The organism is Variovorax sp. IB41 (assembly GCF_016405905.1).
Classification (GTDB): Bacteria; Pseudomonadota; Gammaproteobacteria; order Burkholderiales; family Burkholderiaceae_C; genus Variovorax.
On the sequence record NZ_JAEFCB010000001.1, the window covers coordinates 551,244 to 575,547 of the forward strand.

The following is a 24,304-nucleotide window of genomic DNA, read 5'->3' on the forward strand; positions in this document are numbered from 1 at the left end:
ATAAAAAGGAGGGGCGGACGGGATCAGACGATCTCGGCCACGTCGTCGAACGCGAGCCGCGGCCCGCGCTCGAAAGTGCCGGCGTGATCGGCCACGCCGAGGTTCACGAGAAAGTTGGCGCGATAGCGGCCGTCGGGGAAGAACGCCTTGTCGACCAGCTCCGCGTTGAAGCCCGACTGCGGCCCGACATCCAGCCCGAGCGAGCGCGCCGCCAGGATCAGGTAGGCGCCCTGCAGGCTGCTGTTGCGAAAGGCCGTGGCCGCCGCGGCCTCGGCGCTCTTCTCGAAGAAGGGCTTGGCGTCATAGGCCGGAAACTGCGTGGGCAGGTGCTCGTAGAAGCGCGTGTCGTGCGCGACGATCACCGTCACGCCGGCCGCCAGCGTCTGCGCCGTGTTGCCCGACGAGACCGCGGGCTTGAGCTTCGCCTTGGCCTCCTCGCTGCGCACGAACACATAGCGCGCGGGCTGCGCGTTGTAGGCGGTCGGGCCCCACTTCACGAGGTCGTAGAGCTTGCGGATGATTTCGTCGGTGATGGGCACCGGCTTGAAGGCGTGCACGGTGCGGGCCTTGCGGAACAGCTGGTCGAGCGCCGCTTCGGGAATGGCGTTGAGTGTTGTCATGGTTTTCTGTGCCTCGAAGCGGTCAGGACGCGGCGGCCAGGGCCACGTCGAGGTCTGCGATGAGGTCGTCGATGTGCTCGATGCCGACCGACAGGCGCACGGTGTCTTCCGTCACGCCGGCCTTGGCCAGTTCTTCGGGCGACAACTGCCGGTGCGTGGTCGAGGCCGGGTGCGTCGCCAGCGAGCGCACGTCGCCGATGTTCACGAGGCGCGTGAAGAGCTTGAGCGCGTCGAGGAACTTCGCGCCACCTTCACGGCCGCTGCCGATGCCGAAGGTCAGCACGCCGCTCGATTTGCCGCCGAAGTACTTCTGCGCGAGCGCGTGGTCCGGATGGTCTTCCAGCGCCGCGTAGTTGACCCAGCTGACGGCCTTGTGCGTCTTCAGGTGCTGCGCCACCTTGAGCGCGTTGCTGCTGATGCGGTCCATGCGCAGCGCCAGCGTCTCGATGCCCTGCAGGATCAGGAAGGCGTTGAACGGCGAGATGGCCGCACCCGTGTTGCGCAGCGGCACCACGCGCGCGCGGCCGATGTAGGCGGCCGGGCCCAGCGCCTCGGTGTAGACCACGCCGTGGTAGCTCACGTCGGGTTCGTTCAGGCGCTTGAAGCGCGCCTTGTGCTCGGCCCACGGAAACTTGCCCGAATCGACGATGGCGCCGCCGATGCTCGTGCCGTGGCCACCCAGGTACTTGGTGAGCGAATGCACCACGATGTCGGCGCCGTGCGCGATGGGCCGGCTCAGGTACGGCGAAGGCACGGTGTTGTCCACGATCAGCGGCACGCCGTGGCGGTGCGCGATCTCGGCGATGGCCGCGATGTCGGTCACGTTGCCCGCGGGGTTGCCCAGCGATTCGACGAACACCGCCTTGGTCTTGTCGTCGAAGAGCTTCTCGAAGCTCTTCGGATCGCGGTGGTCCGCAAAGCGCGTGGTGATGCCGAACTGCGGCAGCGTGTGCGCAAAGAGGTTGTACGTGCCGCCATAGAGCGCCGTGCTGCTCACGATGTTGTCGCCGGCCTCGGCAATCGTCTGGATCGCGTAGGTCACCGCCGCCTGGCCCGAGGCCAGCGCGAGCGCCGCGATGCCGCCTTCGAGCGCGGCCACGCGCTGCTCCAGCACGTCCTGTGTCGGGTTGTTGATGCGGGTGTAGATGTTGCCCGGCACCTTCAGGTCGAACAGGTCCGCGCCGTGCTGCGCGCTGTCGAAGGCGTAGGCCACCGTCTGGTAGATCGGCGGCGCGACGGCGCGCGTGGTCGGCTCGGGTGAGTAGCCGGCGTGCACGGAGAGGGTTTCGAATTTCCAGTTCTGCGACATGCGAGAGCCTTTCAGGGTGGAAAGAAGAGAAGAAACAACAAGCCGTTCACGCTGAGCCTGTCGAAGCGCCGCGCGAGGCTTCGACAAGCTCAGCCCGAACGGTCGCGGGCATCAGATCGCCCAGCGCAGCGCGTGCGCAGGGGTACCAAGCCAGCTGGCGTCGGTGCTGCTCTCAGCCTCTTCGGGTGTCCCGGGCTTTTGCAGCACCCTGTCGAGGATGCGTTTTTCGATGGCCGCGAAGGCCGGGTCGCCCTGCGAGCGCGGGCGGGCGAGCGCGATGTTTTCGTCCAGCGCGATGCGGCCGTCTTCGATCAGGATCACGCGGTCGGCAAGGGCCACGGCCTCCTGCACGTCGTGCGTCACCAGCAGCGCGGTGAAGCGGTGGCGTTGCCAGAGGTTCTCGATGAGCCGGTGCATCTCGATGCGGGTGAGCGCATCGAGCGCGCCCAGCGGTTCGTCCAGCAGCAGGAGGCGCGGGTGGTGCACCAGCGCCCGCGCGAGCGACACGCGCTGGCGCTGTCCGCCCGACAGGCGCGCCGGCCACTCGTTCTCGCGATCAGCCAGGCCCACCTGCGCGAGCACCTCCTTGCCGCGCGGCTTGGCGTCGTTCGCGAGACCCAGCGTCACGTTGTCGAGCACGCGGCGCCAGGGCAGGAGGCGCGCCTCCTGGAACATGATGCGGGTGTCGTCGTGCAGGCCGTTCACGGCCTTGCCATCGGTGTAGAGGCCGCCGGAGGTGGCTTCCTCGAGCCCCGCGATCAGCCGCAGCAGCGTGCTCTTGCCGCAGCCGCTGCGGCCCACGATGGCGATGAATTGCCCGGGCTCGATGGTGAGCTGGGTGTTGCGCAGCACGTCGCGCGTGCCGTAGCGCTTGTGCAGGCCGCGCGCTTCGAGGCGCACGCCGCCGGCGATGGCCTGGTGGCCCGGGGCTTGGGCCTGGGCCCGGGGTTGGATGTCTTTCAGAACGGCACTCATGGCTTCAGGCTCCGGGTTTGAAAAGCGCAACGTCGAGCGCATTGAGTTTTCTGGGCAGCAGCTTTTCGCCGAAGAACGCATCGGCGATGCGCTGCTGCTCGGCGAGGCCCTCGGCCACGACCGGGCGCACCGCGTAGCTGCGGCGGCTGTTGGCCTGTTCGATGGTCGCGGCGTCCAGGCCCCACACGGGCGACAGCAGCGCGGCCGCTTCCTTGGGGTTCTGCTTGACCCACTTGCCGGTCTTCTCGAGCTCGGCGTAGATGACGCGCAGCACGTCGGGCCGCGCCTTCGCGAACTTGGTGCTCGCAAGGTAGTAGCGCTGGTACGACGCGATGCCCGCGCCGTCTGCCAGCACGCGCACCTTCGACTGGCGCTGCGCGGCGGCGAGGAACGGGTCCCACACCACCCACGCGTCGATCGCGCCCTTCTCGAAGGCCGCGCGGCCATCGGCCGGCGTGAGGTACGCGGGCTCGATGTCCTTGAACGAGAGGCCGGCCTTCTCGAGCGCGGCGATCAGCAGGTAGTGCGCGCCGGCCGCTTTTGCGAAGCCGACCTTCTTGCCCTTCAGGTCGGCCACGGTCTTCAGCGGCGAGTCTTCTTTCACGACGATCGCCTGCGCAGCCGGCGACGGCGCTTCCTGCGCGATGAAGGTCAGCTCGGCACCGGCCGCCTGCGCGAACACGGGCACCGTGTCGGCCACGTCGGCGCTGAGGTCGAGGTTGTCCAGGTTCAGTGCTTCGAGCAGCGGCAGGCCGCTGGTGAACTCGTGCCAGCTCAGCGTGGCGTTGAGCGGGGCGAGTTGTTTTTCGAGCGTGCCTTGCGCCTTGAGCAGCGCCGTCAGCGTCGATGACTTCTGGTAGCCGAAGCGCACGGTGACGGGGCGCGGTGCGACGCTTTGCGCCAGCACGGCACTTGCGCCCAGAGCACCCAGCGTGGCGATCGCCGCGCGGCGGGAAATGGATGGGTTCATCTGCCCTGCCCTCACTTCGTCTTCTTCTGATAGCCCGGGTGCCAGCGCAGCCACCACTGCTCCAGGCCGCGCGCGAACAGGTCGGCCAGCTTGCCGAGCAGCGCATACAAGAGGATGCCCACGAGCACGATGTCGGTCTGCAGGAACTCGCGGGCGTTCATCGTCAGGTACCCGATGCCGGCCTGCGCCGAGATGGTCTCGGCCACGATCAGGATCACCCACATCAGGCCGAGCGAAAAACGCAGCCCCACGAGGATCGACGACAGCGCCCCCGGCAGGATCACCTCGCGGTACAGCTGCCAGCGCGTGAGGCCGTAGGTGCGGCCCATCTCGATGAGCTGCGGATCGACATTGCGGATGCCGTGGAAGGTGTTCAGGTAGATCGGGAAGAACACCGACACCGAGATCAAAAACAGCTTGGCCGATTCGTCGATGCCGAACCAGAGGATCACCAGCGGAATCAGCGCGAGCGCGGGGATGTTGCGCACCATCTGGATGGTCGAGTCGAGCAGCGTTTCGGCGAACTTCACCGAGCCCGTGAGCAGGCCCAGCGCGAGGCCCGCGCCGCCGCCGATGGCCAGGCCCGCAAGCGCGCGGCCGGCGCTCACCTTCACATGCGTCCAGAGTTCGCCGGACACCGTGAGCGACCACGCGGCTTTGACCACGTCGACCGGTGCCGGCAGCACGCGCGTGGAAAGCCAGCCGAGCGACGAGGCGATCTGCCAGAACACGATGAGCCCCACCGGCACGAGCCAGGGAACGAGGCGGCCCGCCACGTTGAGGCCGAAGGCCTTGAACGCGTTGCCGGCTCCTGCGCCTGCGCCTTCGTCGGTCGAAGCCACCGGGAGCTCCTGTACTTGTTCGGTCATGAGGATTCCTTGTTCAGCTTTGCGAGACGAGGCGCGACGGCGCATCGAGGTTGGCGACGACCTCGCCGAACGGACCGCTCAAGGAACCACCCGCCAGCTGCTTCTTCGCCGTGCGCGAGAGCAGCGGGAACACCAGCTCGGCGAAGCGGTAGGCCTCTTCGAGGTGCGGGTAGCCCGAGAGAATGAATTTGTCGAGCCCGAGCGCCGCGTATTCCTCGATGCGCGCGGCAACGGTCTTCGCATCACCCACGAGCGCCGTGCCCGCGCCGCCGCGCACGAGGCCCACGCCCGCCCACAGGTTCGGCGAGATCTCCAGCTCGGCGCGCGAACGCTTCGCACCCCCCGCATGCAGCGCGGCCATGCGGCGCTGGCCTTCGGAATCCATGCGCGCGAAGGCGGCCTGGGCGCGGATGACGGTGTCGTCGTTCACGCGGCTGATCAACTCTTCTGCGGCTTTCCATGCAGCGTCTTCGGTCTCGCGCACGATCACATGCAGGCGGATGCCGAACTCGACGCGCCGACCTTGCTTCTGGGCGCGGGCGCGCACGTCGGCGATCTTCTTGGACACCTCGGCGGGCGGCTCGCCCCAAGTGAGGTACGCATCGACCTGCTCTGCCGCGAGGTCGTGCGCGGCGGCCGAGGAGCCGCCGAACCACACCGGCGGATAAGGCTTTTGCACCGGCGGATACAGCAGCTTGGCGCCCTTCACGCTCAGGTGCTTGCCTTCGAAATCGAAGCCCTCACCGTCATGGCTGCGCGCAAGAATCTCGCGCCAGATGCGGATGAACTCGGCCGACTGTTCGTAGCGCGAGGCATGGTCCAGGTACACGCCATCGCCTTCGAGCTCGGCCTGGTCGCCACCGGTCACGAGGTTCACGAGCAGGCGTCCGCCCGAGAGCCGATCGAAGGTCGCGGCCATGCGCGCGGCGAGGCTCGGCTGGTGCAGGCCCGGGCGCACGGCCACCAGGAACTTGAGGTTCTTCGTCGCGCCGATCAGGCTGGAGGCGATCACCCACGGGTCTTCGCACGAGCGGCCGGTGGGGATCAGCACGCCTTCGTAGCCCAGGTTGTCGGCCGCGCCGGCGATCTGCTGCAGGTAGGCCAGGTCGATGGGGCGCGCGCCCTCACTCGTGCCGAGGTAGCGGCTGTCGCCGTGCGTGGGGAGGAACCAGAAGATCTGCATCACGCGACTCCCGCGCCAGCGGCTTCGAGCACGTTGATTTTTTTCGGGATCAGCTTCAGCTCGAAGAAGGTGTCGGCGATCTTCTGCTGCTCGGCGAGGATGGCCTTGGTGATCGGCACGATGCCGTAGGCCGTGCGCGCCACGGTGACGTCGGCCACCGGTTTGGGCAGGCCCCACAGCGCGGCCAGCTCGGCGGCCAGATCGCCCTTGTTCGCCGCGCCCCAGGTGTCGACCTTGTTGAGCTCTTCGACCGCGATGGCCAGCACGTCGGCGTTCTTCGCCACGTAGTCGAGCGACGAGAAGTAGTAGGCGCGGTTGCCCACCACGCCCGTGGCGTCGGCGAGGATGCGCGCCTCGAGCGTTTTCTCGGCGGCGGCCAGGAACGGGTCCCAGATCACCCACGCATCGACCGAGCCTTTTTCGAACGCGGCGCGCGCATCGGCCGGCGGCAGGTAGGCCAGATTCAGGTCGGCATACGAGAGGCCGTGCTTCTCGAACAGCTTGACGATGAAGTAGTGGACGTTGGAGCCCTTGTTGAGCGCGATCTTCTTGCCCTTGAGGTCCGCCACGGTCTTGATGGCCGAGCCCTTGGGCACCAGCACCGCCTCGGTCTGCGGGCGATGCTGCGTGGCCGCCACGTAGGCCAGCGGCGCACCGGCGGCCTGCGCGAAGATCGGAGGCGCTTCGCCCACGTCGCCGAAGTCGATCGAGCCGACGTTCAGCGCTTCGAGCTGCACCGGGCCGGCGGTGAACTCGGTCCACTTGACTGTGACGCCCAGCGGCGCGAGGCGCTTCTCCAGCGTACCGCGGCCCTTCAAGATATTGAGCGTGCCCTTCTGGTTGCCGATGCGGAACTGGCGCGCGGGCGCCTGCGCCAGCGCGGCGAACGAAGGCAGCACGATGGCGGCTGCGGCGCCCTGGACCAGGCGGCGGCGGGGGATGGAAATGCGGTTCATGGCTGTGCTTGGGTGTTGGGGCGCCACGCGATCACGCGGCAGAAATGAAGCTCACGATCAACGCGATGGCGCTGACCACGATGGCGCTGACGACGAGGTCGCCCAGCGCGTGCCAGAAGGAGCGCGGCGGCGTCTCGAACGCGTGGTCTTCGGTGGCGACGGGGTTCATGCGGAGATTCCTTGGTGCAAAAACTTGGGGCAAAGCTGTCCCCTTGCCGCGCACAGGCGGCTTCGAAAAGCGGGGACGGGGATGGGTCTGTTCGAAGCCGGGCTCAGTGAAGAGCCCGGTCGTCAGACGCTACATCGCACGCGGGAGAACGGCACGGGCTCGAAGCCGTGTGTGGCCGGCAGCTTCAGGCCCTCGGTGGCCAGCACCTCGACGGCCTCGTTGAGTCGCTCGGCCAGGTCGTTGTGTACCTGGTAGGCGTTCTCGGGCGTGAGCGCGATCTGCGAGTCGCTCGCGTACACGCCCGGCAGGATGTGCCGCGCCGCCAGCGACTGCAGCACGGGCCGCAGCGCGTAGTCCAGCGCGAGCATGTGATGGGGGCTGCCGCCGGTGGCCAGCGGCAGCACGGTCTTGCCCTTGAGCGCGTTCTGCGCGAGCAGGTCGAGAAAGACCTTCAGCACGCCGCTGTAGGCCGCCTTGTAGACCGGCGTAGCCACCACGATCACGCGGGCCGCCGCCACCTGGGCAATGGCGCGCTCGATGGCCGGATGGGTCCACTCGGCCAGCAGCAGCGCCTCTGCCGGCAGGTCGCGGATCGAGAGCCGCTCGATGCGGGCATTGCGTTTGGCCAGCCGCTCGCCCACGGCCTCTAGCAAGGCGGTAGAACGGGACGGGGCCGAGGGGCTGCCGGCAATCAGGAGAACGGACACAGGAGGCTTTCGGTTTTCTTCGGAAATTCGAGGCGTGCCGGGTCGCGGCCCCCGCGAAACGGGCGCCTGGACAACCGGCTCGGTAGCGCGGGTTACTTTTGCTTCGTGGTGTAGATCTGGTCGAAGGAGGCACCGTCCGCGAAGTGCTCCTTGTCCGCCTTCGCCCAGCCGCCGAAGGCCTGGTCGATGGTCACCAGCGTGAGCTTGGGGAACTGCTTGTCGTACTTGGCCTTGGCCTTCTCGGAGGTCGGGCGATAGAAGTTGCGGCCCGCGATGTCCTGGCCTTCGTCGGAGTACAGGTACTTCAGGTACTCCTCGGCCACAGCGCGGGTGCCCTTCTTGTCGACCACCTTGTCGACGACCGCCACGCTGGGCTCGGCCAGGATCGAGATGGACGGCACGACGATCTCGAACTTGTCCGGGCCGAATTCCTTCAGCGCCAGGAAGGCTTCGTTTTCCCAGGCCAGCAGCACGTCGCCCACGCCGCGCTGCACGAAGGTGATGGTCGAGCCGCGCGCGCCGGTGTCCAGCACCGGCACGTTCTTGAAGAGATTGCCGATGTATTCCTTGGCCTTCGCATCGCCGCCGTACTTGCGCTTGGCGAATTCCCAGGCGGCCAGGTAGTTCCAGCGGGCGCCGCCCGAGGTCTTGGGGTTGGGGGTGATCACCTGCACGCCGGGCTTGACCAGGTCGTCCCAGTCCTTCAGGCCCTTGGGATTGCCCTTCTTCACCAGGAACACGATGGTCGAGGTGTAGGGCGCGGAATTGAGCGGCAGGCGCTTTTGCCAGTCGGCCTTGACCAGGCCGCCGTGGGTGACCAGCGCGTCGATGTCGCCGCCCAGCGCGAGCGTGGCCACGTCGGCGTCGATGCCGTCGATGATCGAGCGGGCCTGCTTGCCCGAGCCGCCGTGCGATTGCTTGACGGTCACGTCCTGGCCGGTCTTGGCCTTCCAGTACTTGGCGAAGGCCTGGTTGTAGTCCACGTAGAGCTCGCGCGTCGGGTCGTAGGACACGTTCAAGAGCGTCACGGGGCCCTTGCCCGCGGCTGCGCCTTGCGCGAACGTCGGCAACGCCGAGAGGGCCATGGCACCGGCCACGCCGGCACCCAGGGAAAGCTTGATAAAGTCGCGGCGAAGGCTCATGGTGTCTTGCTCTAAAAAGGCATATCAATGAAGCTGCGTATTCTCAATACGACATATAGAAACTGGAACGACCAAGTTTTCAGTTCTAAATAGCCAAATCAACTAAGCGACACGCTTACCCCACCCAAGAGGCAAAAAAAATGGCACGCATGGTTCAGTGCATCAAGCTCGGCAAAGAGGCCGAAGGGCTCGACTTTCCGCCCTATCCCGGCGACCTGGGCAAGCGCCTGTGGGAAAACGTCAGCAAGGAAGCCTGGGCCGCCTGGCTCAAGCAGCAGACCATGCTGGTCAACGAAAACCGGCTGAATTTGGCCGATCTGCGCGCCCGCCAGTACCTGGCGCGGCAGATGGAAAAGCATTTCTTCGGCGAAGGCGCCGACGTGGCGCAAGGCTACGTGCCCCCTCCGGCGGCCTGAGCTTCACTGCCCGCCGTGACCGCTGAGCCAGTGGCCTGGCGCGCCGACGGCGTCCCGCGCAGCGAACGCTTCGACGACATCTATCACTCCGAAACCGGTGCACTCGCGCGATCGCGCGATGTGTTCCTGGGCGGCTGCGGCCTGCCCGCGGCTTGGGCCGGGCAGCCGCAATGGCGGATTCTCGAAACCGGCTTCGGGCTGGGCCTCAATTTCCTGACAACCTGGCAGGCGTGGCGCTCGGATGCGAGGCGGCCGCGGATGCTGCACTTCGTCTCGGTCGAGGCGCATCCGGTCGGGGCCGGCGATCTCTTGCGGGCGGCCGAGGCGTATCCCGAACTGGCATCGCTGGCCGGGGAACTGATCGCGCAGTGGCATGGGCTGCTGCCGGGCTTTCACCGGCTCGCTTTCGACGAGGGCCGCGTCCTGCTCACACTCTGCATCGGCGATGTGCAGACCATGCTGCGCGCCCAGCGCTTCGAGGCCGACAGCCTCTTTCTCGATGGCTTCAGCCCGCAGCAGAACGCGGCGATGTGGTCGCCCGAGACGCTGAAGGCGGTGTCGCGATTCGCCCGTCAGGGCACCGGTCTTGCCACCTGGACCTGTGCGCACACGGTGCGCGATGCGCTCTCGCAGAACGGCTTTCAACTCGAGCGGCGCGAGGGCCAGCCGCCCGAACGCGACTGCCTCCGCGGTGTGTTCGCGCCCGCTTGGACCGTGCGGCGCCGCGGTCCCGTGCCCGAGCGAATCGAAACGCCCGGCCGCTGCGCGGTGATCGGCGCCGGCCTCGCGGGTGCGGCCGTGGCCGCGAGCCTCGCGCGGCGCGGGTGGCAGGTCACGGTGCTCGATGCGGCCGCGCGCCCTGCCTCGGGCGCCTCCGGCCTGCCGGTCGGCGTGCTGGCACCTCACGTCTCCCCCGACGACGCCCTGCTCTCGCGCCTCACGCGAGCGGGCATCCGCGCCACCTGGCTGGAACTGCAGCGCCTGCTCGAAGAAGGCCGCGACTGGCGCGCCAGCGGCGTGCTGGAACGGCGGCCTGAAGGCGACACGCGCGTCCCCACAGGTTGGAGCGACAGCGGCCCCAACGAGTCCTGGCCCGCCGACGCTGGACAACTGACTGCTTCCGGTCTGCCCGCCGATGCGCCCGCCCTCTGGCACGCTCGCGCCGGCTGGGTGCGCCCGTCGCGTTTGATCGAGGCCTGGCTGCGGGAGCCGGGTGTCGAATTCCGAGGCAATGCATCCGTGGCGCGAGTGGCACGAAACACAGACGGCTGGCAACTGTTCGACGCAGCGGACCAGTTGTTGATTGCAGCAGACCGCGTGGTCGTTGCCGCGGGTTTCGAATCAGGCCGCTTCGCCCCGGCGCTGCCGCTGCAGCCGGTGCGTGGCCAGGTCGCATGGGGCCACATGGCCGGGCTTCCGACCACCCCGCTCAACGGCGATGGCCATCTGATCGCGCAGGTGCCCGATGCGGACGGCGCCCCGCTCTGGCTCGCCGGCGCCACCTTCGACCGCGACAGCACGGACCTCGCGCCGAACGCCGCCGACAACGTAGCGAACCGCGACCGCCTCGTCCGCTTGCACCCCACCGCCGCCGCGGTATTGGCACCCGCCTTCGAGCGCGGCGAAGTCAACACCTGGGTCGGCGTGCGCTGCGCCTCTGGCGACCGCCGTCCGCTGGTCGGTCCGCTGGACGAAGCGGCGGATGGAGTCTGGGCCTGCACCGCGCTGGGCTCGCGCGGCCTCAGCTTCGCGGCCCTGTGCGCCGAACTGCTGGCCGCGCAGTGGCATGGCGAACCGCTGCCCTTGCCCGCGACGCTTGCGAAGGCACTCGGCACGCAGCGGCTCTGAACGAATCGCTTCCCCTCGCGCGCCGCGAACGCGTGAGAATGCCCCATGGCCATCCAGTACGACATCACGCACACCACCATCTACCGCTACAACAAGCCGGTCACCTTCGGCTTGCACCGGGTGATGTTCCGGCCCCGCGACAGCCACGACCTGCGCGTGCTCGCCACCGACCTGCAGGTGAGCCCGCAGGCTTTCACGCGATTGATCCAGGACCCGCATTCCAACTCCGTCGCGCTGGTGCAGCCGATGGGCGAGGCCACCGAGCTGCGCATCGTGTGCTCCTTCACCATCGAGCACGTGCCCGCGCAGCAGGACCAGCTGGCGCTCGACCCGGCTGCCGAATTCCTGCCCTTCGCCTATTCGGTGCAGGAGCGCCTGGACCTGGAGCACTACCTGCGGCCGCACCATGAAGACGATGCCAGCGGCACGCTGATCCGCTGGGCGCACCAGTTCCTGCACAGCGACAAGCCCAACAACACGCGCGAGGTGCTCACGCGCATGAACGCGCACATCGGCCAGAGCCTCGAATACAAGGCGCGCGACGAGGAAGGCACGCAGACGCCGCTGGCCACGCTGGCGCTGGGCAGCGGCAGCTGCCGCGACTACGCGCTGCTGATGATGGAGGCCGCGCGCCGCCTGGGCATCGCGACGCGCTTCGTCTCGGGCTACCTCTACGACGCCGCGCTCGACCGCGCGGCGCAGGCGCCGGGCGAATCGATGACCGGCGCGGGCACCACGCATGCGTGGCTGCAGGCGTACCTGCCGGGCATCGGCTGGCTCGCGTTCGATCCGACCAACAACCTCATGGGCAGCGGGCAACTCATCCGCGTGGGCGTCACGCGCGACCCGGCGCAGGCCGCGCCGATCTCGGGCAGCTGGTATGGCGATGCCGAGGCCTACGAGGGCCTGGACGCCACGGTGGTGGTCACCCGCCGCAAGGGCTGATCGCTCCTTGGGTTCTGCGCCGGTGTCGCGCAGGAGATAGCAGCTACGGGAAACCCCGGGCCGATGCGCCCGGCAACGCCCCTACGCTGCGCCGCCGGTCAGCGAAATAGCACGGTCGTTCTTCATGGCCGTCCGGACAGCGCTGCGCCGGCGATCTTCCCAACCAAGAACCCATAAGAACGGAGAGAGACACCCCATGCATTCCGCGCGCCTGACACTCCTTGCCCTGGCCGCCAGCCTCGCCGTCGCATCCTGCGGCGGTGGTGGCGGTGGAAACGGTTTTGCCTTCACGCCATTGCCGCCGGCGCCTGCACCCGCCCCACCGGCGCCGCCGCCGCCCGCACCACCGCCGGTCCCTGAAGAAACGCGCGTGCAGGACACCCGCAACTCTTTCGCGCCCGCGGACCCCGCGGCCACCACCTTCGCGGCGCTCGCGGCCGACGCCGGCGACACGGTCGTCAACGCCACCACCAGCCGCTGGGCCGGCATGCTGGGCGGTGCGCAGTACCACGTCGAAGTGCCTGCCAACTGGAACGGCAAGCTCGTGATGTACGCGCATGGTTACGCGGGCGAAGTCAACCTGCTGTCGGTGAGCGATCCGTCGATCCGCCGCTACCTGATCCAGAACGGCTACGCCTGGGCCGCATCGAGCTACAGCAAGAACTTCTACGACGTGCGCGTGGGGGTGGAAGACACCAACGCATTGGCGCTGGAATTCAACAAGATCGCCAAGGCCAACGGCCGCGAGCTCGCGGCACCGACCAAGACCTTCATCACCGGCCATTCGATGGGCGGCCACATCACCGCGGCGGCCATCGAGGACGAGGCCTTCGCCACCGCCAATCACAAGGTGAAGTACAACGGCGCGGTGCCGATGTGCGGCGTGGTCGGCGACACGGATCTGTTCGACTACTTCGCCGGCGCGCAGGTCACGGCGCAGGCGCTGGCGGGCCTTCCGAAATACCCGACGCCGAACTGGTCGGACATCTCCGCGCAGGTCACCGGCACGCTGTTCACCACCTTCCCCTCGGCGCCCACGGCCACGGGCATGAAGTTCGTCTCGGTGGTGAAGAACCTCACCGGCGGCGAGCGCCCGATGTTCGACCTGGGCCTCGCAGCGGGCGGTTCGTTCGCGGCGGTGTGGGGCGTGTTCGGCAGCGACGGCACGGTCAACGGCATCCTGAACAAGAACACGCTGGACACCAACCGCTTCACCTACACCATCGACGGCGATGCACCGGGCTCGACGGCGCTGAACGGCGCTGTCATCAAGCTCACCGCGGCCACCGACGCGAACCGCCTGCGCAGGGACGGGCTGCGCTGGATTCCCAAGGCCAACGGCGAGTTCAAGATCCCGGTCGTCACGCTGCACACGCTGGGCGACCTGTACGTGCCCTTCAGCATGGAACAGATCTACAACAAGCGCGTGGCGGCCAAGGGCAACAGCGACTGGCTGGTGCAGCGCGCGGTCCGCGGCATCTCGCATTGCGACTTCACCATCGCCGAGCAGGTCGAGGCCTTCGACGCGATGATCAAGTGGGAACGCGACGGCGTGAAGCCGGCGGGCGACGACGTGGTCACGGCCGCGACGGTGGCGGCGCCCACCTACGGGTGCGCGTTCACGCGGCCGCTCGGCACGCTGGATGAAGGCGCCACGAGCAAGCTGACGCGTCCGGGCGCCGCACTGGCACGCCCCTGCCCGCCCTGAGAGACGAGCGCGCGGCGAGCGAGCGGTCAGCGCGCGGGCGGCACCGCCGCCCGCGCCGCCGCGAGCTTCGCCTCCAGCTCCGCGACGAGCGCCCTCGCCTCGTCGCCTTCCGGAATCTCCCGGCCGCTGTCGCGCCATGCGACAGCGCTCTTGAACCCTTCGGCCTCCGCCTGCCTGCGAAACCACATCCCTTCGGGGTTGTGCCGCGTGATGCCGTCGAACACGGTTGCGAACATCTGCGTCTGTTCCAGCCCCATCGAATGCCACACCTGGTTCACGACCAGCTTGTGCATCATCAAATGCGAGCGCGGCACGCCCGCGATGCGCAGCGCGAGCTTCAGCGTGGCGGCGTCGAGCGCATCGGCCGGCACCGAGAAATTCGCGAGACCCCATTCGGCCGCCTGCGTGCCGTCGATGGTGTCGCCCGTGAACATCAACTGCTTCGCGCGCATCGCGCCGAGCCGGTAGGTCCACATCGCCGTCGTCGGGCAGCCCCACACGCGCGTGGGCATGTAGCCGATGCGCGCATCGTCGGCCATGGTCAGCAGGTCGCAGCACAGCGCGATGTCGCTGCCGCCGGCCACCGCGTAGCCGTGCACCTTGGCGATGGTGGGCTTGTGGCAGCGCCACAGGGCCATGAAGTCGTCGGTGTTGCGCTTCATGGCGGCGTAGTCGAGCATCGGGTCCCACGGCGTTTTCTCCTGCCGGCAGGGGTGGTCGCCCTGGCCTTCGCGGCCGTGGCCTTCGGCGTAGTCGCCCAGGTCGTAGCCGGCGCAAAAGGCGCGGCCCGCGCCTTCGACCACGATGACGTGCACCTCGTCGTCGGCCTCCGCCCATTCGACGGCCTGGCGGATTTCCGACGGCGTGGTCTCGCCGATGGCGTTGAGCTTCTCGGGCCGGTCCAGCACGAGGCGCGCGATGCGCGGATGCTGCGGGTCTTTGTCGATCCGCACGGTCTTGAAGGCGGGCATGGTCGTGTGTCTCCTTGGGTTGTGTCGCGCTGCTTTTGTAGCATCGCGCCCACCGCAGCCGGCACAGGCAAACCCAGGGGAAGCATCGCGAAATGTCCGCAACGAGCGGCTGAACCGCCGGAGCTCTGGAGCGCGTCAGGCGCCCTGCGCGCCGCCCAGCTGGAAGCGGAACACCGCCCCCTTGCCCGCCTGCGGCACCAGCCGGATGTCGCTGCCGTGCAGCTGCAGGATGCGCTGCACGATCACCAGCCCCAGCCCGCCGCTGCCCGAGCCATCGCTTCGCGCGCCGCTCAGGAACACGGGCCGCACGAAGAGCCCCTTCTGCAGCTCGCCCGGAATGCCCGGGCCCGTGTCGCTCACCTGCACCGCGACGCCCGCGTTCGCGGGCCGCAGCTGCACTTCGATTTCGCCGCCGGCCGGCGTGTGGCGGATGGCGTTGTCCAGGAGGTTGGTCAGCACGCGCTCGATCATCCCGAGGTCCGCCGACACCACCGGCAGGCCCGGCGCGATGTCGGGCCTGAGCTGCTGGTGGCGCGCCTCGGCCGCGAGCTCGAATTTCTGGAACACGTCCTGCACCAGATCGGCGAGCGCGAAGTTCTCCTTCTCGGGCTTGACCACGCCGTACTCGAGCCGCGCGAGCTCGAACAGCTCCTGCGCGAGCCGCCCCACCTTGCGGCTCTGGCCGAGCGCGATTTCCAGGTAGCGCCGCCGTTCTTCATCGCTCAGCGTGCCGGCCTTCAGAAGCAGTGTTTCGAGGTACCCGTGCAGCGACGTGAGCGGCGTGCGCAGGTCGTGCGAGATGTTGGCGAAGAGCTCGCGGCGCTGCTGGTCCTGCAGCGTGAGTTCGCGCCATTGCTCGGCGATGCGGCGCGTCATCTGCGTGAAGGCCTGGCCCAGGAGCGCGATCTCGCCGCTGCCGTGCGAGAGCCGCTCCAGCGTGGGCGCCTCGCTCTCGAGCGAGGCGATGCCCTCGGTCTCGAAGCGCTTGACCGCCTTCGTGAGCTCGCGCAGCGGCCGCGTGATGAGCCTGAACGCCGCCAGCCCCGCGATCAGCCCGAGCAGCGCCACCAGCGCCATCGACCACAGCGTGGTGCGCAGCACGTTGTCGGTCGCGACGTTGGCCGCGAGCGCGTCGTAGTCCTCGCCCTGCAGCACCACGTACACATAGCCCGCATCGCGCCCGCCCATCTTCAGCGGCGCGGCGCTGAACACCTTGGCCGCATCGGCGCTGCGCGGGTCGTCGCCCAGGATAGGGAGCGGCGCGCCCGCCAGGAGCTTTCGGATCGGCGCCAGCGCCACGCGCTCGCGCTTCATGTGCCCGGGCGGCGCGGCCTGCGCCTCGATGCGGCCGTCCAGGCCCAGCAGGTAGACCTCCACGCTGGGGTTGACGGCCATCAGCTTGTCGAAGAGGTCCTTCACCGCGGCCTGGTTCAAGCCGCCGGGCTGCATCAGCTCCGAGTTCTCGGCGATGTGCGCGGCCAGCCCGCCGGAGAGGCGCTGCACCACCTCCTGCTCGTGCAGCCCGCTCGATCGCATCTGCAGCCAGGCCGAGGCGCCGCAGCAGGCCAGCAGCAGCACCGCGAAAACCATCGAGAGGCGGCGAGAAAGCGTGGCCCGGGTCATCACACGCCGCCCTCGTCACCCGCGCCCGTCGGCGAAAGCTTGTAGCCCCGGCCCCACACGGTGAGGATGCGCCGCGGCTCGGCCGGATCGGCCTCCACCTTCGTGCGCAGCCGGTTGATGTGCGTGTTGACCGTGTGCTCGTAGCCGTCGTGCTGGTAGCCCCACACCTGGTTGAGCAGGTCGAGCCGCGAGAACACCTTGCCGGGGTTGCGCGCAAAGAAGTACAGCAGGTCGAACTCGCGCGGCGTGAGCTCGATGAGCTTGCCGTCCACGCGCACCTCGCGCGCCAGCGGCTCGATGTCCAGGTTGCCCAGCGTGAGGCTGCCCGACTCCATGCGCGCATTGCGCGCCAGCGCATCGGTGCGCCGCATCAGCGCCTTCACGCGCGCCACCAGCTCCAGCACCGAGAAGGGCTTGGCCAGGTAGTCGTCGGCGCCCAGCTCCAGCCCGAGGATGCGGTGCACTTCGCTCGAACGCGCGCTGATGATGATGATCGGCGTGTAGCGCGCCATGGCCCGCGCGCGGCGGCAGATTTCCAGGCCGTCCACGCCCGGCAGCATCAGGTCGAGCACCAGCGCGTCCCAGTTGCCGCGCTCCAGCTCGCGCAGGCCCGCGTGGCCGTCGGCGGCGTGTTCGATGGCATAGCCTTCGTCGCGCAGGTGCATGCGCAGCAGTTCGGCGATGTGGGCGTCGTCCTCGACGATCAGCACGCGTTTGGGGGTGTCCATGGCGCCGATTGTCCCGCGATACGGATTCCCGAGTTATCACGATTAATTGAACATTGCGTGATGAATCGGCCATGGGGTGCGCCCAAGAATCCACCCCATGAACAGCACAGCCCTCCCCGCCCACACGGCCAGCGCCGGCCCGGATGCCCGCCCCATCCACCCGCTGTGGATGCGCATCACGCACTGGCTCAACGCCCTGGCCGTGCTCGTGCTGGTGACCAGCGGCTGGCGCATCTACAACGCGGCGCCGTTCTTTCCGTTCAGCATTCCGAACTCGGTCACGCTCGGCGGCTGGCTCGGCGGCGCGCTGCAGTGGCACTTCGCGGCGATGTGGCTCTTGGTGTTCAACGGCTTCGTGTACCTGGCCATCAACATCGCAAGCGGCCGGCTCGCCGCGAAGTTCTTCCCGGTCACGCCGGCCGGCATCTGGCACGACGCGCTCTCGGCGCTCAAGGGCAAGCTCTCGCATGCCGACCCGCGCCGCTACAACAGCGTGCAGCGGCTGGCCTACCTCTTCGTGATGCTGGACATCGTGGTCATCGTGCTCTCGGGCCTGGTGCTGTGGAAGTCGGTGCAGTTCGCGGTGCTGCGCGACCTCCTGGGCGGCTACGAGTTCGCGCGCCGCATCCACTTCTTCGGCATGGCCTCGCTCGTTGCGTTCGTCGCCCTGCACCTGGTGATGGTGGCGCTGGTGCCCCGCACCCTTCTCACGATGATCCGCGGCCGCGCACCCAAGTAATCATGAAGATCTTCAAAGCCCCCAAGATGACCGGCGTCGACGGCGATGCCGTGGTGCGCGAGGCCCGCACGCTGATCGCGAAAAACCTCGACCAGCCCGCGCGCCGCGCCTTTTTGCAGCGCTCGCTCACGCTGGGCGGCCTCTCGCTGCTCACCGGATGCAGCATCAGCGACGACAGCCATGTGGAAGCCGCGCTCTCGAAGATCTCGCGCTTCAACGACAAGGTGCAGGGCCTGATCTTCAGCCCCACGCAGCTGGCCGAGACCTTCCCCGAATCGATGATCACGCGGCCCTTTCCGTTCAACGCCTACTACGGCGAGGACGAGGTCCGCGAGGTCGACGAAGCCACCTACAAGCTCGAAGTGACCGGCATGGTCGCCGACAAGCGCAGCTGGACGCTCCCGGAGCTGCGCGCCATGCCGCAGCACGACCAGGTCACGCGGCACATCTGCGTGGAGGGCTGGAGCGCCATCGGCAAGTGGGGCGGCGTGCGCTTTGCGGATTTCCTTCGCCACATCGGCGCGGACACCACGGCCAAGTACGTCGGCTTCAAGTGCGCGGACGACTACTACACCAGCATCGACATGCCCACCGCGCTGCACCCGCAGACGCTGCTCACGCTCACCTACGACGGCCAGCCGCTGCCGCCGAAGTACGGCTTCCCGATGAAGCTGCGCATGCCCACCAAGCTTGGCTACAAGAACCCCAAGCACATCAAGGCGATGTTCGTCACCAACACCTATTCCGGTGGCTACTGGGAAGACCAGGGCTACAACTGGTTCGGAGGGAGCTGAGGCGTCTTCGCGACACCTCGACTGCCGAAGAAAAGCGCGAAAGCGAAAGCAAAGACCTCAACCTCAACGTCAACTCAAGGACTTCCAATGAACAAGATCACCGCAACCCTGCTCGCAACCTGCATGGCCTTTGCCGGCGCCTCGGCCTTCGCCGCGGACGAAATGGCCAAGGACGGCATGGCCAAGGATTCGATGGCCAAGGACGGCATGAAGAAAGACTCCATGGCCAAGGATTCCATGTCGAAAGACGGCATGAAGAAGGATTCGATGGCCAAGGACTCGATGTCCAAGGACGCCATGAAGAAGGACAGCATGGGCAAGGACGAGATGAAGAAGTAAGGCACGCGCCATTGACGGCCGGTGGATTCGGCGGCAATGTCGCCGCCATCGGCTTCTCTCTTCCACGCGCCAACCTCCCCTGAAGGACAAACCATGAAATCCCTCGCACTCACCGCCGGCGCACTGGCTGCCGCCGCCCTGGTCTGGTACGCGGTACCCTCGTTCGCCGAACCGGCCAGGCGCGTGCCCGCGCCCACCGCCGACCTGGCCGCCCCGGCCGCCGCGAAAACCGAAACCGCCGTGTTCGCCGGCGGCTGCTTCTGGGGCGTGCAGGGCGTGTTCCAGCGCGTGCAAGGCGTGAGCAACGCGGTGTCGGGCTACGCGGGCGGCGACGCCAAGACCGCGCGCTACGACGAAGTGGGCTCGGGCCGCACCGGCCATGCCGAGGCGGTGCGCATCACCTACGACCCCAAGCAGGTGAGCTACGGCAAGCTGCTGCAGATCTATTTCTCGGTGGCGCACGACCCGACCGAGCTCAATCGCCAGGGCCCCGACACCGGCACGCAGTACCGCTCCACCGTGTTCGCCGAGAACGCCGAGCAGGCCCGCATCGCCAAGGAATACATCGCGCAGCTGAACCAGGCCAAGACCTTCGGCAAGCCGCTCGCCACCACCATCGAGACGGCCAAGCCCTTCTACGCGGCCGAGAACTACCACCAGGACTACCTCACGCTCAACCCGAGCCAGCCCTACATCGCGATCAACGACATGCCCAAGATCGACGACCTGAAGAAGCTGTTCCCCGAGAGCTACAAGGCCACGCCCTCGCTGGTGCGCGCAGCCAAGGCCGGTTGACGGACCAGGTCAGAGCAGCTTCGCGCGCTTGACGTGTTCGGTGAGCTCCGCCCGGAAATCCGGGTGGGCGATCGCGATCAGCTCCAGCGCGCGCTGTTTGGCCGACTTGCCGCGCAGCTGCGCCACGCCGTATTCGGTGACCACGTAGTTGATGTCGTTCTTGCTCGTGCTCACATGCGTGCCGGGCGAGAGCGAAGGCACGATGCGCGAGATGGTGTCGCCCTTGGCCGTCGAAGGCAGCACGATGAACGCCTTGCCGCCGCGCGACCGGTTGGCCGCGCGCACGAAGTCCGACTGCCCGCCCGTGCCCGAATACGGCGCATGCCCCAGGCTCTCTGAGCCGCACTGGCCCAGCAGGTCGATCTGCATCGTCGCGTTGATGGCGATGAGGTTGTCGTTGAGCCCGGCCAGCGCCGGGTCGTTGGTGAAATTCACCGGGTGCATTTCCAGCGACGGGTTGCGGTCCATGAAGCGGTAGAGCTTGGCCGACCCGAGCGCGAAGGTGGCGACGGACTTGCCCGGCAGGTAGTTCTTGCGCCGGTTGGTGACCGCGCCGCGCTCCACCAGCGTGAGGATGCCGTCGCCGATCATCTCGGTGTGGATGCCCAGCTCGTGCTTGTGCGCAAGCTGCATCACCACCGCATCGGGAATGCCGCCGTAGCCGATCTGCAGCGTGGAGCCATCGTCGATCAGGCCGGCCACGTGCTTGCCGATGGCCTCCTGCACGGGGCCGATCTTCGGCAGGCCCACTTCCATCACCGGCGCATCGCTCTCGACGAACGCCGCCACCTGCGAGATGTGCACATGGCAGTTGCCGTGCGCGAAGGGCACGTTCGGGTTCACTTCCAGCACCACCGCGCGCGCCTTGGCGATGGCGGCCATCGTGTAGTCGGCGCCCAGGCTCACGGCGAAGTAGCCGTGCGCATCCATCGGCGAGGCCATGCTGAAGACCACCTCGGCGGGGATCTGGCCGCGCTCGATCTGTGCGGGAATCTCCGAGAAGTAGTTGGGGATGAAGTCGATCCAGCCCTCCTGCCCGCCCGCGCGCGTGGCGCCGCCGAAGAAGAGCGCGACGTGCCGCACGTGCTCCACGGTCTCGGGATCGATGTAGGCGTACTTGCGCATCGCGAGGATCTGCGCGACCTTGACGTCGCGGAAATCGCGGCGCTGTTCGGAGAGCGCGGTGAGCAGCGAGGGCGGCTCGCCGACGCCGGTCGGCACGATGATGAGATCGCCGTTGCGCACGAGGCGCACGGCATCGGCGGCGGCAACGCGCTTCTGCGCATAGAGGTCCTGGACGGTCATTCGCTCTTTCTCTTTTTTAGTTATCGCGGCGCGTCGGCCTGCGCGTCGTAGCGGCCGCCGCGCGCGGCCTTGTTGCAGCCCGTGCGGAACACCAGCGCCTGCTGCGCCTGCGCGACGTTGGCAGCCTGGCCCTTCCAGAGATCGAGTGCCGGCTGCTGCACGGCGCGCGAGAACGAGAAGGTCAGCGCCCAGGGCATGCGCGACTTGTACTTCACGTTCATCGTGTTGAGGCGCGCGGATGCCAGTTGCGCCGATTGCCCGCCCGAGAGAAATGCCACGCCCGGCACCGCCGCAGGCACCGTGCGCAAGAGGCAGGTCACTGTCGCATCGGCCACTGCATCGACGCTGTCCTGCGTCTGGCTGCCCTGCCCCGGCAGCACCATGTTCGGCTTGAGCAGCATGCCTTCGAGCAGCACGCCCTGCGCGTTCAGTTGAACGAACACTTCGCGCAAGACCTCTTCGGTCACCTCGGCGCATCGCGCGAGGGAGTGGTCGCCGTCCATCACCACTTCGGGCTCGACGATCGGCACCACGCCAGCCTCCTGGCACAGCGCCGCATAGCGTGCGAGCGCATGGGCGTTGACGTCGATGCAGGCCCGCGTGGGCAGGCCGTCGCCGATGGCGATCACGCCGCGCCACTTCGCGAAACGGGCACCCATGCCGACGTATTCCGCCAGACGTTCGCGCAGGCCATCAAGGCCTTCAGTCACGGTCTCGCCCGGATGGCCGGCCAGCGGCTTCGCGCCCATGTCCACCTTGATGCCGGGGATGATCCCCGCGTCGGCCAGCGCCTGCGCGAACGGCTTTCCGGCATTGGTTTTCTGGCGAATGGTTTCGTCGAACAGGATCGCGCCGCTGATGCTGTCGGCCAGTCCCGGCGCGGTGACGATCAATTCGCGCCAGTCGCGCCGCGCGCTCTCGGTCTGCGGGATGTTCAGCGCCGCGAAGCGCTTGTTGCAGGTGGCGTTGCTCTCGTCCATCGCGAGCAGGCCCTTGTCGCCGGCGACCAGCGCCTGTGCGGTATCGATCAATGTCTGTGCAGTCATTGGGGCACCTTTCTGGCGGGCATGGTACGCCCGCGCGCCCCCTTGCATCTAGATCACGTTCTTCTCGAGCAAGGGTTTGTTCTCGAGGATGCGCGCGAACGAAACCGGCGAGAGATCCAGGCTGCGGTATTCGCCGAAGCGGATCAGCTCCGCGATGCCGCGCCCGGCCGCCGGGCATTGCTGCAGCCCATGGCCCGAGAAGCCGTTGGCGAAGAAGAGGTTGTCGCAGTCCGGGTGCCGGCCGAGGATCGCGTTGTGGTCGAACACGTTCATCTCGTAGTAGCCGGCCCAGGCGCCGGTCATGCGGATGGCTTCGAAGGCCGGGATGCGCTCGGCGAGCGCGGGCCAGATGAGTTCGTCGAACGCGCCGTATTCGACATCGAGCGGCGCGTCGTCGTGGTCCTGGTCTTCGGGCGGCGCGAAGCCGCAGATGAACTGGCGGCCCTCGGGGCGCAGCCAGATGCCCGAGGTGTCGATGACCAGCGGGCAGCCCGGCAAGGTCTCGGGGCACGAGAAGCTGAACACGCTGCGGCGGCGGCCGCGCACCGGCAGGTCGATGCCGGCCCACCCGGCCACCTTCGCGGCCCAGGCGCCGGCGGCGTTGACGACGATGTCGGCTTCGAGCGTGTCGCCGTTGTCGAGCTGCACGCCGGTCACGGCGCTGCCCTTGCCCCGCAGCCCGGTGGCATGCGCCTGCACGTAGCGCGCGCCCTGAGATGCGGCCTTCTTGCGGAAGGCCTGCAGCAAGCTGTAGCCGTCGTACCAGCCTTCGCCCGAGAGGCCCAGCGATGCGAGCTCGACGCCCTCGGTCGATATCCACGGAAAGCGCGCCTTCAGTTCTTCGGGCGCGAGCAGCGCCACGTCCACCGCATGCGCCTTCTGCATCGCGTGGTTCTCGCGCAGCACATCGACGCCGGCCGGCGAGGCCAGGTACAGGTAGCCGGGCTCGACCAGGCCGATGTCCGGCACGTCGTCGCCGACGCGCAGGGTCTCGCCCAGGTGCCGGAAGAAATCGATGCCGTAGAGCGACATCTCGATGTTGATGGCGGTGGAGAACTGCTGGCGGATCGAGCTGGCCGACAGCGCCGACGATGCCTGCTTGTACGAGAAGTCGCGCTCGACCACCGTGACCTCGAAGCGCTCCGCCTCCGGGTCTTGGGTCAGGAAGTAGGCGATGGCCGAACCGATGGCCCCGCCGCCGATGATCACCACTCGACGCATGGATTCTTTCCGTTCATCGTTGCTGTTGATGCGTGTACGCCAGCTGCGCCGCAGCCAGGTCCCACAGCGCATGGCCCACGGTCTTGATCAGCACCGGCTTGTCTGGCGTTGACGGCTTCGCGTCCGCGAAGGCCTGCACGCCGGACCAGTCGATGCCCGCCTGAATCAGCTCGCCCGCCTCGTGGCGCGCGCCCTCCAGCGTATCCACAAACACGGCGCAGCGGCGCACGAGTTCGGGCGGCACCTCGGCCATGTCGGCGCGGTAGGCGCCGACGGCGATGACGGTGGCGTCCGGCCGCACCTGCGATGGAACCACCGGACTCGATGAATTGGTGGTGGCGACGATCACATCGGCTTCTTCGCAAACCTGCGCCGGGTCGGCGATAGCACTGGCGTCCACGCCGAGTGTGCGCATGTGCTGCGCCAGCTGTTCGGCATGGGCTTGCGTGCGCGCGTGAATCCACAGATGGCGCATGCCCGCGACTTCTGCGAACGCCTCAGCGTGCGAACGCGCCTGCACGCCCGCGCCGATCAGCAGCATGCGGCCGCCGACATGGCGCCCTGCCTTTGCCGCCCCGGCGAGCGACAGCGCCGCGGTGCGCCGGGCGGTCAGCACATTGCCATCCATCGCGATGAGCCGGGTGCCTGTTGTGGCATCCATTAGCGTGACCTCGCCTTGCACAACCGGCAATCCGATGACTCCATTGCCGGCATGCACGGTCACGGTCTTGAGCGCCGCGAAGCGCGCATCCGCCGCGGGCATCAGCAGCAGCACGCCGCCGCCCGCGAGCGGCACCGAGGTTCGTGTCGCCGCATGCGCCTCGCCAATGCGCTCGCGCTCGAACATCTGCAGCAGCGCCTCGACCAGCGCGCCATACGGCAGCGCAGCCGCCGTCTCCGCCGCGTCCAGCGTCCGCATGCGCGCG

25 protein-coding genes are annotated in these 24,304 nt (G+C 67.9%); 8 read left to right on the top strand and 17 right to left on the bottom strand.

Annotated elements, in window-relative coordinates:
* Positions 1 to 23: 23 nt before the first annotated feature.
* The 10 genes from JC881_RS02620 to JC881_RS02665 form a co-directional block, all read right to left on the bottom strand.
* Positions 24 to 620, bottom strand: coding sequence for a malonic semialdehyde reductase (locus JC881_RS02620; protein WP_198784148.1), 597 nt, complete (start codon positions 618 to 620; stop codon positions 24 to 26).
* Between the two features lie 22 nt (positions 621 to 642).
* Positions 643 to 1,929: an O-acetylhomoserine aminocarboxypropyltransferase/cysteine synthase family protein gene (locus JC881_RS02625; RefSeq protein WP_198784149.1), complete on the bottom strand. Its 1,287-nt coding sequence runs from the start codon at positions 1,927 to 1,929 to the stop codon at positions 643 to 645.
* 111 nt (positions 1,930 to 2,040) lie between these two features.
* On the bottom strand, positions 2,041 to 2,904 hold the full coding sequence (locus JC881_RS02630; RefSeq protein WP_198784150.1) for an ATP-binding cassette domain-containing protein: 864 nt from the start codon (positions 2,902 to 2,904) through the stop codon (positions 2,041 to 2,043).
* Between the two features lie 4 nt (positions 2,905 to 2,908).
* On the bottom strand, positions 2,909 to 3,874 hold the full coding sequence (locus JC881_RS02635; protein WP_198784151.1) for an aliphatic sulfonate ABC transporter substrate-binding protein: 966 nt from the start codon (positions 3,872 to 3,874) through the stop codon (positions 2,909 to 2,911).
* Positions 3,875 to 3,885: 11 nt separating this feature from the next.
* The gene (gene ssuC / locus JC881_RS02640) at positions 3,886 to 4,743 is read right to left on the bottom strand and encodes an aliphatic sulfonate ABC transporter permease SsuC (protein WP_198784152.1); all 858 of its coding nucleotides are present in this window, start codon (positions 4,741 to 4,743) and stop codon (positions 3,886 to 3,888) included.
* 13 nt (positions 4,744 to 4,756) lie between these two features.
* The gene (ssuD, locus tag JC881_RS02645) at positions 4,757 to 5,926 is read right to left on the bottom strand and encodes an FMNH2-dependent alkanesulfonate monooxygenase (RefSeq protein WP_198784153.1); all 1,170 of its coding nucleotides are present in this window, start codon (positions 5,924 to 5,926) and stop codon (positions 4,757 to 4,759) included.
* Positions 5,926 to 6,882, bottom strand: a complete 957-nt coding sequence (locus JC881_RS02650; protein WP_198784154.1) for a sulfonate ABC transporter substrate-binding protein — start codon at positions 6,880 to 6,882, stop codon at positions 5,926 to 5,928. The genes ssuD and JC881_RS02650 overlap by 1 nt, the downstream gene beginning before the upstream one ends.
* A 31-nt stretch (positions 6,883 to 6,913) precedes the next feature.
* On the bottom strand, positions 6,914 to 7,051 hold the full coding sequence (locus tag JC881_RS02655; protein WP_198784155.1) for a hypothetical protein: 138 nt from the start codon (positions 7,049 to 7,051) through the stop codon (positions 6,914 to 6,916).
* A gap of 122 nt (positions 7,052 to 7,173) precedes the next feature.
* Entirely contained in the window at positions 7,174 to 7,758 is a 585-nt protein-coding gene (ssuE, locus tag JC881_RS02660) for an NADPH-dependent FMN reductase (protein ID WP_198784156.1), read from the bottom strand.
* 92 nt (positions 7,759 to 7,850) lie between these two features.
* Positions 7,851 to 8,900, bottom strand: coding sequence for a sulfate ABC transporter substrate-binding protein (locus JC881_RS02665; RefSeq protein WP_198784157.1), 1,050 nt, complete (start codon positions 8,898 to 8,900; stop codon positions 7,851 to 7,853).
* A gap of 140 nt (positions 8,901 to 9,040) precedes the next feature.
* Between JC881_RS02665 and JC881_RS02670 the strand changes: the two genes are divergently transcribed.
* From JC881_RS02670 to JC881_RS02685, 4 genes are all read left to right on the top strand, one after another.
* Complete coding sequence (locus tag JC881_RS02670; RefSeq protein ID WP_013541095.1) at positions 9,041 to 9,316, top strand: oxidative damage protection protein; 276 nt, start codon at positions 9,041 to 9,043, stop codon at positions 9,314 to 9,316.
* 15 nt (positions 9,317 to 9,331) lie between these two features.
* A complete protein-coding gene (mnmC, locus tag JC881_RS02675; protein ID WP_198784158.1) occupies positions 9,332 to 11,164 on the top strand; it encodes an FAD-dependent 5-carboxymethylaminomethyl-2-thiouridine(34) oxidoreductase MnmC in 1,833 nt (610 codons plus the stop codon).
* Positions 11,165 to 11,209: 45 nt separating this feature from the next.
* Positions 11,210 to 12,109, top strand: a complete 900-nt coding sequence (locus JC881_RS02680) for a transglutaminase family protein (RefSeq protein WP_013541092.1) — start codon at positions 11,210 to 11,212, stop codon at positions 12,107 to 12,109.
* A gap of 196 nt (positions 12,110 to 12,305) precedes the next feature.
* Entirely contained in the window at positions 12,306 to 13,817 is a 1,512-nt protein-coding gene (locus tag JC881_RS02685; RefSeq protein WP_198784159.1) for an alpha/beta hydrolase family protein, read from the top strand.
* A gap of 26 nt (positions 13,818 to 13,843) precedes the next feature.
* Here the strand turns inward: JC881_RS02685 and JC881_RS02690 are convergent, their stop codons facing one another.
* The 3 genes from JC881_RS02690 to JC881_RS02700 all read right to left on the bottom strand — a co-directional run bounded on the left by JC881_RS02690 (position 13,844) and on the right by JC881_RS02700 (position 17,139).
* Complete coding sequence (locus JC881_RS02690) at positions 13,844 to 14,788, bottom strand: crotonase/enoyl-CoA hydratase family protein (protein ID WP_198784160.1); 945 nt, start codon at positions 14,786 to 14,788, stop codon at positions 13,844 to 13,846.
* A gap of 135 nt (positions 14,789 to 14,923) precedes the next feature.
* Positions 14,924 to 16,411, bottom strand: coding sequence for a sensor histidine kinase (locus tag JC881_RS02695; RefSeq protein WP_198784161.1), 1,488 nt, complete (start codon positions 16,409 to 16,411; stop codon positions 14,924 to 14,926).
* The gene (locus JC881_RS02700) at positions 16,411 to 17,139 is read right to left on the bottom strand and encodes a response regulator transcription factor (RefSeq protein ID WP_198784162.1); all 729 of its coding nucleotides are present in this window, start codon (positions 17,137 to 17,139) and stop codon (positions 16,411 to 16,413) included. The genes JC881_RS02695 and JC881_RS02700 overlap by 1 nt, the downstream gene beginning before the upstream one ends.
* A gap of 97 nt (positions 17,140 to 17,236) precedes the next feature.
* On the opposite strand from JC881_RS02700, the gene JC881_RS02705 reads away from it, so the two are divergent.
* The 4 genes from JC881_RS02705 (at position 17,237) to msrA (ending at position 19,806) form a co-directional block, all read left to right on the top strand.
* A complete protein-coding gene (locus tag JC881_RS02705; protein ID WP_198784163.1) occupies positions 17,237 to 17,878 on the top strand; it encodes a cytochrome b/b6 domain-containing protein in 642 nt (213 codons plus the stop codon).
* 2 nt (positions 17,879 to 17,880) lie between these two features.
* Positions 17,881 to 18,672 (top strand): molybdopterin-binding protein, encoded by a 792-nt coding sequence (locus tag JC881_RS02710; RefSeq protein WP_198784164.1) that lies wholly within the window; start codon positions 17,881 to 17,883, stop codon positions 18,670 to 18,672.
* An 87-nt stretch (positions 18,673 to 18,759) separates the two neighbouring features.
* The gene (locus tag JC881_RS02715) at positions 18,760 to 19,011 is read left to right on the top strand and encodes a pentapeptide MXKDX repeat protein (protein WP_198784165.1); all 252 of its coding nucleotides are present in this window, start codon (positions 18,760 to 18,762) and stop codon (positions 19,009 to 19,011) included.
* 93 nt (positions 19,012 to 19,104) lie between these two features.
* Positions 19,105 to 19,806, top strand: coding sequence for a peptide-methionine (S)-S-oxide reductase MsrA (gene msrA, locus JC881_RS02720; protein WP_198784166.1), 702 nt, complete (start codon positions 19,105 to 19,107; stop codon positions 19,804 to 19,806).
* 9 nt (positions 19,807 to 19,815) lie between these two features.
* Here the strand turns inward: msrA and JC881_RS02725 are convergent, their stop codons facing one another.
* Genes JC881_RS02725 through JC881_RS02740 form a run of 4 tightly spaced genes read right to left on the bottom strand, consistent with a single transcriptional unit; the run spans position 19,816 to position 24,297 of the window.
* A complete protein-coding gene (locus JC881_RS02725; protein ID WP_198784167.1) occupies positions 19,816 to 21,111 on the bottom strand; it encodes an acetyl-CoA hydrolase/transferase family protein in 1,296 nt (431 codons plus the stop codon).
* Between the two features lie 20 nt (positions 21,112 to 21,131).
* Positions 21,132 to 22,157 carry a class I fructose-bisphosphate aldolase gene (locus JC881_RS02730; RefSeq protein ID WP_198784168.1) on the bottom strand — a complete coding sequence of 342 codons (1,026 nt, stop codon included), beginning with the start codon at positions 22,155 to 22,157 and terminating at the stop codon, positions 21,132 to 21,134.
* A gap of 48 nt (positions 22,158 to 22,205) precedes the next feature.
* Positions 22,206 to 23,378, bottom strand: coding sequence for an NAD(P)/FAD-dependent oxidoreductase (locus JC881_RS02735; protein WP_198784169.1), 1,173 nt, complete (start codon positions 23,376 to 23,378; stop codon positions 22,206 to 22,208).
* 13 nt (positions 23,379 to 23,391) lie between these two features.
* Complete coding sequence (locus JC881_RS02740) at positions 23,392 to 24,297, bottom strand: delta(1)-pyrroline-2-carboxylate reductase family protein (RefSeq protein WP_198784170.1); 906 nt, start codon at positions 24,295 to 24,297, stop codon at positions 23,392 to 23,394.
* Positions 24,298 to 24,304: the final 7 nt, after the last annotated feature.

Coding starts and splice junctions, on each gene's coding strand:
- JC881_RS02705 (WP_198784163.1), top strand. CDS start 17,237: ATGAACAGCACAGCCCTCCCCGCCCACACGGCCAGCGCCGGCCCGGAT.
- ssuD (WP_198784153.1), bottom strand. CDS start 5,926: ATGCAGATCTTCTGGTTCCTCCCCACGCACGGCGACAGCCGCTACCTC.
- JC881_RS02695 (WP_198784161.1), bottom strand. CDS start 16,411: ATGACCCGGGCCACGCTTTCTCGCCGCCTCTCGATGGTTTTCGCGGTG.
- JC881_RS02655 (WP_198784155.1), bottom strand. CDS start 7,051: ATGAACCCCGTCGCCACCGAAGACCACGCGTTCGAGACGCCGCCGCGC.
- JC881_RS02650 (WP_198784154.1), bottom strand. CDS start 6,882: ATGAACCGCATTTCCATCCCCCGCCGCCGCCTGGTCCAGGGCGCCGCA.
- JC881_RS02630 (WP_198784150.1), bottom strand. CDS start 2,904: ATGAGTGCCGTTCTGAAAGACATCCAACCCCGGGCCCAGGCCCAAGCC.
- JC881_RS02685 (WP_198784159.1), top strand. CDS start 12,306: ATGCATTCCGCGCGCCTGACACTCCTTGCCCTGGCCGCCAGCCTCGCC.
- JC881_RS02625 (WP_198784149.1), bottom strand. CDS start 1,929: ATGTCGCAGAACTGGAAATTCGAAACCCTCTCCGTGCACGCCGGCTAC.
- JC881_RS02710 (WP_198784164.1), top strand. CDS start 17,881: ATGAAGATCTTCAAAGCCCCCAAGATGACCGGCGTCGACGGCGATGCC.
- JC881_RS02725 (WP_198784167.1), bottom strand. CDS start 21,111: ATGACCGTCCAGGACCTCTATGCGCAGAAGCGCGTTGCCGCCGCCGAT.
- JC881_RS02690 (WP_198784160.1), bottom strand. CDS start 14,788: ATGCCCGCCTTCAAGACCGTGCGGATCGACAAAGACCCGCAGCATCCG.
- JC881_RS02635 (WP_198784151.1), bottom strand. CDS start 3,874: ATGAACCCATCCATTTCCCGCCGCGCGGCGATCGCCACGCTGGGTGCT.
- msrA (WP_198784166.1), top strand. CDS start 19,105: ATGAAATCCCTCGCACTCACCGCCGGCGCACTGGCTGCCGCCGCCCTG.
- JC881_RS02735 (WP_198784169.1), bottom strand. CDS start 23,378: ATGCGTCGAGTGGTGATCATCGGCGGCGGGGCCATCGGTTCGGCCATC.
- JC881_RS02665 (WP_198784157.1), bottom strand. CDS start 8,900: ATGAGCCTTCGCCGCGACTTTATCAAGCTTTCCCTGGGTGCCGGCGTG.
- JC881_RS02730 (WP_198784168.1), bottom strand. CDS start 22,157: ATGACTGCACAGACATTGATCGATACCGCACAGGCGCTGGTCGCCGGC.
- JC881_RS02740 (WP_198784170.1), bottom strand. CDS start 24,297: ATGCGGACGCTGGACGCGGCGGAGACGGCGGCTGCGCTGCCGTATGGC.
- JC881_RS02715 (WP_198784165.1), top strand. CDS start 18,760: ATGAACAAGATCACCGCAACCCTGCTCGCAACCTGCATGGCCTTTGCC.
- JC881_RS02680 (WP_013541092.1), top strand. CDS start 11,210: ATGGCCATCCAGTACGACATCACGCACACCACCATCTACCGCTACAAC.
- ssuC (WP_198784152.1), bottom strand. CDS start 4,743: ATGACCGAACAAGTACAGGAGCTCCCGGTGGCTTCGACCGACGAAGGC.
- JC881_RS02700 (WP_198784162.1), bottom strand. CDS start 17,139: ATGGACACCCCCAAACGCGTGCTGATCGTCGAGGACGACGCCCACATC.
- JC881_RS02620 (WP_198784148.1), bottom strand. CDS start 620: ATGACAACACTCAACGCCATTCCCGAAGCGGCGCTCGACCAGCTGTTC.
- JC881_RS02670 (WP_013541095.1), top strand. CDS start 9,041: ATGGCACGCATGGTTCAGTGCATCAAGCTCGGCAAAGAGGCCGAAGGG.